The 1,036-nt window shown below is 71.5% G+C and carries 2 protein-coding genes; one reads left to right on the forward strand and one right to left on the reverse strand.

Features of this window, described 5'->3' with window-relative positions; translation table 11 throughout:
• The coding region (locus tag D180_RS11315) for an HAD hydrolase-like protein (protein WP_017912880.1) at positions 1 to 486 on the reverse strand (486 nt) is incomplete at its 3' end.
• 166 nt (positions 487 to 652) lie between these two features.
• Between D180_RS11315 and D180_RS11320 the strand changes: the two genes are divergently transcribed.
• On the forward strand, positions 653 to 871 hold the full coding sequence (locus D180_RS11320) for a hypothetical protein (RefSeq protein ID WP_043090838.1): 219 nt from the start codon (positions 653 to 655) through the stop codon (positions 869 to 871).
• Positions 872 to 1,036: the final 165 nt, after the last annotated feature.

Raw genomic sequence — 1,036 nt, forward strand, 5'->3', positions numbered from 1 at the left:
CTCGTCGCCCACGCACAGCGCCCGCGCGGCGGGAACGCAGCAGGCGCGCAGGCTGGCGCGCAGCTTGCGGCGCTTGCCCAGTACCGCCGCGCCGCAGCGCACGTCGCGGAACTGCGCGAGCAGCGCCGGGCCGAGCACGCGCGCGACGTTGGCGTGGCTGTTGGACGTGACCAGGGCCAGCTGCACGCCGGCCTGCGCCAACTGCGCGAGCAGTTCGGCGACGCCGTCGAACAGCGCGATGCGCTCGATCTGCGCGCTCATCAGCGTGCGCATGCGTTGCGCCACCGCCGGCACCCGCCACCAGCGCAGGCCGCTGCGCGCCATCAGCTCGCGGGCACTCAGGCTGCGGATCTCATCCAGCCGCGCCACGTCGAAGCGGTGGAAGCCGAATTCGTCGGCGACGCCGTTGATGGTCGCCAGGAACCAGGGAAACGAGTCGGCCAGGGTGCCGTCGAAATCGAAGATGACCAGGTCGTAGTGGCGCATGCGGCGCCAGCATGCCGGAGCGCTGGAGTCGGCGCCAGCGGCGAGCGTGCCAATCGCGATGGCAAGGCGCACGCATCGGCCCGTCTTTCATCCGTCCTTGGCATGCGCTTCACCCGCACGCGCTGCCATGGCGCGCACGCTGGAACGCCATCGCACGGAGAGGCTCATGCACATGCAATCCCTCAATCCCGGCCAGGACCCGCAGCAGCCACCGAACGAGGTGCCGGGCCAGGTGCCGAATCCGGGCGTGGATCCGACCCCGGACCGCCCGATCGATCCGATCCCCGACCAGCCGACCGATCCGACCATCCCGCCGATCCAGGACCCGGTCGGCGACGTCGACGCCCCGGTGCCGGGTCCGCGTGGGCCGACGCAGTACGTCTGAATCCTTCGCCGTTGCCGGGAGTGCGCGCAGGCTCGGCCGCAGCGGCGTTTGAACGCCGGCGAGCGGCCTTTCGCGAGAGCGCCCGGCGCGGCGGAAGCCGCTCGCACAGGGAAGGGGCAGGACACCCTGTGGGAAAGGCACCCTTGTGGGAGGGACTTCAGTCCC

Origin of the sequence: Xanthomonas sp. SHU 166 (assembly GCF_000364685.1) — a bacterium.
Taxonomy (GTDB): domain Bacteria; phylum Pseudomonadota; class Gammaproteobacteria; order Xanthomonadales; family Xanthomonadaceae; genus Xanthomonas_A; species Xanthomonas_A sontii.